6 protein-coding genes are annotated in these 5,661 nt (G+C 66.2%); all 6 read right to left on the bottom strand.

Features of this window, described 5'->3' with window-relative positions; genetic code table 11:
- Positions 1–52: 52 nt before the first annotated feature.
- Positions 53–574, bottom strand: a complete 522-nt coding sequence (locus ABF821_RS19660) for a hypothetical protein (protein WP_415531306.1) — start codon at positions 572–574, stop codon at positions 53–55.
- Positions 571–1,791, bottom strand: a complete 1,221-nt coding sequence (locus tag ABF821_RS19655; protein ID WP_415531305.1) for a hypothetical protein — start codon at positions 1,789–1,791, stop codon at positions 571–573. The genes ABF821_RS19660 and ABF821_RS19655 overlap by 4 nt, the downstream gene beginning before the upstream one ends.
- A complete protein-coding gene (locus ABF821_RS19650) occupies positions 1,784–2,068 on the bottom strand; it encodes a hypothetical protein (RefSeq protein ID WP_183008758.1) in 285 nt (94 codons plus the stop codon). The genes ABF821_RS19655 and ABF821_RS19650 overlap by 8 nt, the downstream gene beginning before the upstream one ends.
- Positions 2,069–2,303: 235 nt before the next feature.
- Complete coding sequence (locus tag ABF821_RS19645) at positions 2,304–4,337, bottom strand: co-chaperone GroES (protein WP_415531304.1); 2,034 nt, start codon at positions 4,335–4,337, stop codon at positions 2,304–2,306.
- Positions 4,334–4,603: a hypothetical protein gene (locus ABF821_RS19640; RefSeq protein WP_182975173.1), complete on the bottom strand. Its 270-nt coding sequence runs from the start codon at positions 4,601–4,603 to the stop codon at positions 4,334–4,336. Before ABF821_RS19640 ends, ABF821_RS19645 begins: the two co-directional genes overlap by 4 nt.
- Before the next feature lies 1 nt (position 4,604).
- The coding region (locus tag ABF821_RS19635; RefSeq protein ID WP_415531303.1) for a hypothetical protein at positions 4,605–5,661 on the bottom strand (1,057 nt) is incomplete at its 5' end.

Below are 5,661 nucleotides of genomic sequence, written 5' to 3'. Positions count from 1 at the left end.
GCGCAGGAAACGCGCGTCGGATCGCCACCAGTGCACATTTACGGTCAGGATTTTACCGGCGTTCTTCGCGGATTGATATCCCAACCCCCTGCGGCACATACTGCGCCTGCCGATCCGCCCCGGTCGGCCCGCCCGGCACGCGCCCTTCCCTGATCTGCGCCATCAGTTCCCGATGGCCCGATTCCTGCGCCGCCATATCCTCACGGTACCACTCGGCCGGAATCTCCATCAGGTAAGCAACCTGCGCCCCGCCGCCCCGCGCCACACCCACCGTCATGCTCACGGGTTTTCCCGATTCATCCAGAACCTGACTATACCCCGCATCCCCGGCCCGCGCGATCCGCCCCGGTTCGTCATTGAACCAGTGCCGGTGGTACCCCTCCCGGTCGGGATAAGCCAGCTTCTGCTCCCGCAACCCGAACGGCCGCCGCGACACCCCCCGCTGCCGCCCGGCAACAGCCCCCGGCACCGCACCGGCCGCCGCACCGGCCGCCGCACCCTGGGCGCCACCCTGCGCCACCCGGCTCCGCGCCGCCTCGTTCAACGGCACCCGCCCGCGCGTATCCTCGCTCATGCGTCGTTCTCCCAGTAATAGCCGGCCCATTCATCCTTCGTCAGCGGCTTGCCCTTGCCCGCCAGCGCCCGCGCATAGCGGTCATATTCCCGCCGCGCCTCCACCGGCAGCGCATCGAACCCACGCGGATTCCCCCCGCGCCCGCCCTCACCGCGCGAGGGGCTGACCGGCGGCGGCGCCTCCCGGCGCCGGTTCTCGAACAGCGCCGGATGCAACTGCCGCACCTTGCGCCGGGTAATCTCCAGCCGCTCCGCCAGGCTCAACCCCGGATGCTGCCGATCCACCGCCGACTGGATCGCAATCGCATCCTGCCGCGCCTCCGCATTGCGCGAAAACCACGGATTCGCCTGCACGAAATCCATAATCTCCACCGGCATACTTTCCACCCGCTCCACCGGAGCCGGCACAGGGGCCGGCGCGGCCTCCTCCGCCCGTGCCGGCGGCAACGGCGCCGTATCGCGCAGATCCTGCAAATCCCGCTCGGCCACGGCAAACGCGGTCGTATCGCCACTGGCCACCGCCGCCTGTCGCCGCCCCTCGATATCCCGCACGGCGCGCTGATACGCCCGCTCGTCGGCCCGCCGCGTGCGCTCCGTCAGGTCCGCCAGCGCCTTCTGGCTGTCGCGCAACTGCGCCTGCATGCTGGCATAGCGCCCATCCAGCGCGCGATATTGCTGCTGCAACACCGGCAACAGCGTCATCCCCCGGTCGAGAAAATCCCGCGCCGGCCGCCATTTCTCCGCATCGCCGCGAAAATCGTCGCGCGGCACCCAGCCCATCCGCCGCGCCTGCGCCTCAACCTCCGGGTCCGCGTCGGCCTCGACAGCCGCCGCCACCGCGATCGCGGCAATGCAACGCTGCGACATCAGCCGGTACAGTCGCCCATCCTCACCCTTCAGCAACTGCCCGGCATACCGCTCGAAATAAACCCGGTCCCCGGCCGCAGGAATCGTCCCCACCCACTGCCGCGTGCCATCATCGTTCCAGCGAAACGCCGCCGGCCCCACCGCGATCACGGTGCCATGCTCGGCCGCCAACGTCTGGCGCTCCACATATTCCGCCGGCAACTGCACCGCCCCGCTGGTCATCTCGGCATGCACATCCGCCAGCACCAGAATCTTGTCATCCAGCGGCACATACCCCGCCCGATTCACCCCATCCCAAACGGAAACAACGAATTCCTGCTGGTCGAATTTCAGAATGCGTCCCTCACGCATCGCCACCCTCCTTCTCTCCCGGCCCCTGGCCGTAAAACGCCCGCATCGCCGCCCATTGCAGTTCCGCCACCTCGGCCGCCAGAGCCACCCGGCCCCGCGCCTCATGCTCCTGCGCCAGCGTAATCGTCCCCGCCCGCCACTGGCCCAGCATCCGCTGCTCGATGCTCTCGCCATAATCCGTCAGAAACAGACGCACCGCCCGCGTCACCGGATGATGCCGCCAGGCCCGAAACGCCTCCTCCGACAGATCGTCCAACATCGCCTGACGCTGCTCCATCGAGGGATTTCCTTTTTTCCGGTTCTCTTCTTTTTCTGAAGAAAAAGAAGCAAAAAGACTTTTTCGACGTTTCTCGATAGCATCTGGGTGGTAAGGGAGTATTCCCAAAAATCCATAGCTTTATATTTTTATACTACAGAACAAAACACAGCGTCACACCCACCCCACCACCCCCACCGAACCCAAACAGATCAAAAGTTTTTTGGTTCTTTTTTTTCAAAAAAGAACGCCCTTCTCACCCCCGATCGGCTTTCCGGGCCTGAGCCAACCGCAAAGCCGCCTCCGCGAGTGTCGAGACCTGTTCCGCCGCCTCGCTCCCGGCGCGCATCTCCATCTCCTGCGCCTCCCGGCGCGCCCGCAGATCCAGTTCCGCTGCCCGCGCCATGGCGGTCGGATCGGGCGCGGGACTGGGCCGCAGCACCTTGTCCACCAGCCCGATCGCGGCGGCCTCGAAGGCACGACGACGGATTTCATGCCCGTCGCACCAGGGATCATCCTTGAACGCCAGCAGAAAATTCGCGCGCGCCAACTGCTGCATGTCGGTGACGATCTCGGGGTCCGACACCGGCTCCACCCCGCCCGCCTGCTCATAATCCGCGCGGGTCACACGAAAGAACGCGCTGCCCTCCCGAAAGCCCGCCTCATCGGGCAGATAAAGCCGGTTCAGCCGATAGAGCTTGCGAAACTCAGCCCCCAGACTGCGATGAATCCGCTTGAAGATGGCACTGAACACTTTCAGCCCCTGCTGGATCACCGCCAGCCCCAGCATACCGGACACATTCCCCCCCGGCATGGCCCCGGAGAGGATATCCTTCACCGACGCAATCTCCCGCCCGGCATCGACCAGAAACCCAAGAAGCTGGAACAGCACCGGATTCGGCCCCGGAAACTGCATGGGCACCAGGTTCTCGCGCAGCGTGGCACCCGGCGTATTCACCACCTTGTACTCGCCCACCTGAAACCGCACCGATCCGGTATTCAACGACATGCCGGAACCCACGAACCCACCTCCGGCATTGGCCAGATGCGCGGCATCGAACATCTGGTTCAGGCTGGTATTCACCGCCGCATTCAGCGGATGCAGCAACGTGCCGAACCCGATATCGTAGATCGCGGAATCCGGAGACGGAATAAACGAGAATTTGGTATAATACGAAATCGCCTCGATCCGCCGGATACGATGATCCCGCGCATCGAACATCACCCCATCCATGTCGAACCCGGCGGAAATCCGCGCCAGTTTCCCGGAATCGCGGGCAATGGTCACGATATAGGGCTCGGCATACCCGTCCCCGTCCAGGTCCAGCCGCCGATGCTGTTCCAGAAACGTCACCGGCGCGTCGCTATCCTCGCCGGCGTCATGGTTGCCGCCATAATCATGGTCCAGAAACAGCCCGGCCCGAATACGTTCCTCGATCTCCCACGGATAGAGGTCGATCTCCTCGGTAATCCGCGGCGCGGTCGCGAAGGATTTGGCGTGGTAGTCGATGCACAGCATCAACGGGTCCACCGTCTCGCTGACATTGCGCTGCAATGCCGGGTCGAAATAGGTCTTGCGGAACATGGTGCCGACAATGGCCAGCTTCAGCAGCAGCTTGTCGGTCTGTTCCTCCCACTCGGCCATTTCATCCAGCAACTGCCAGCTCATATGCCGGCCGATCGCCGTCGCCCGCGCCCGCTTCGCCCCCGGCGGCACCAGCCATAGCGGCGCGCCGTCCGGCCCCGCCAGCACCTGCCCCGGCCGCAGAGGGTCGGGCATCGGCACGCCGGAATCATCGCCCAGCACGGTGCCCCGCACCACGTCCCGATCGCGCACGATGCCCGGATAGGCCCGCGCGGCAAACTGCACCGCCGCCACCGTCAACAGCGGATAGATCACGTTGGACGCCCCAGGCCAGGGATAGGTCTTGGGCTCGGCCACCTGCTGCGCCAGATCCAGCCAGCGGCGGCAATTCTCCTTCCACTCGGCGCGCGTGGCCTCGTCGGCACGCCAGTCTCGCGCCACCCGGTCGGCCACCTGCCCGTGCCGCGCATCGTCCAGTTCCACGGCGATGTTCGGCATCTCGATCCAGCGCCGCAGCCGCTCGGCCAGATCCATATCCGGCCCATCCAGCCCCTCACCGCCCAAGCCCACACCGTCCATGTCCGCCCCGTCCGACCCCGCGCCGCCCAGGCCCACGCCGCCCAATTCAACGCCGCGCAGTCCAACGCCACGCAGCCCCACACCGTCCGCGTCCGGCCCGCTCCGCTCCGTGCCTTCCATGCTCATCGCCCCTCCCCACCGGGCGCGAACTCACCGCACACATGCTCGGGCACCACCGGCGGAAAGGTGGCAAAGGGCTGCGGCGCCAGTTGCCCCACGCGCGGCGCCCCCTGCGGCACCAGCACCACCGTCACCTGCGGCGGATAGCGCCGGCACACCACATCGCTCCCCTCCACGCCATGATGGCGGCACTGGCGGCAGGTACGCCGCCCCAGCCCCCCAGGCGCGCCCGGATGCGCGCTCATATGCGCGGGCAACAACAGTCCAGCCATGTCAGTACCCCGTAATGCTCGATCGCGTCCGCCCGTCATCGGGCAACTCCCGCCACATCCCGTCCGCCGCCGCCCCGCCGGCCCCGCGCAGTTCGCTGCCGAACAGCCGCGTCGCCACGTATTGCAGCGCATCCATCACATGCGACCACCGGTTCTTCTCCGGCCGGTCGGTATAGCGTTCACCACTCACCTGCATGCGCCGATACTGGTATCCACCCATCAGCGCCCGCCGCACGGTCGTGCAGCGCGGATGTAGCACAAAACCCGGCGCCGCCCCGTCCAGCAGGGTGCGCAACGGCCGCCGCACGCTCTCGAGGCGGATCGCCAGCGTCTGCATCCCCGGCTCGATCGCAATCCCCCGCGCATGCAGAATTTCAAAACAGGTCCGCTCGTCGGTCTGCGCCTTCTGCATCCCCGCCGGATCGCCGATATCCACAAAGGATGTCTCGGGAAAATGCTGCGCCGAATGCCGCGCCACGATCTCGGCAAACCGCTCGATCCCCATGGCGTCCGACACCAGCTCGTCCACCACGATCCACTGGCCGGAGGGCAGCATCTGCGTAAACACGCAGGCCGGCGTCAGCCCGAAATCCCACCCCCGATAAACCGGCAGCGCCGGCACCGTCCGGCAGTCCCGGCAATGGAACCCATCGTTATACTCGCCAAAGACCGGCCGCCCTTCCATGACGAACCCGTAATCCCCGTCGATATAAACCTTGTTCCAATCGTCGCTTTTCCCGACAGCCAGCCGCTGGTAATAGCCGGGCGGCAGATTGTCCAGATTCTCCGCCGCCGCCGCCCGCCCACCGGGCTGGCGAAAGATCCGCGCAAAGCGTTCCACACTCATCCCAGGGATCACCTGCGCCAGCGCCGCCACCGCCTCCCCATGGTCCTTTTCCTCGAAAAACCGGTACCAGTCCGATTCCGCATCCGGCGGATTGGTATCCATGATCACACCCGACCACGTCGCCCCGCCATCCCGCCGCGCGGGGTAGCGCCCCCCCCCCCCCAGCCCCCCCTCGATGAAAGCCCACCGCCCATACCCCGCCACGGTGACC

Source organism: Gluconacetobacter sp. (genome assembly GCF_047721585.1).
Classification (GTDB): Bacteria; Pseudomonadota; Alphaproteobacteria; order Acetobacterales; family Acetobacteraceae; genus Gluconacetobacter; species Gluconacetobacter dulcium.
This window is presented reverse-complemented; position numbering and strand designations above follow the sequence as displayed.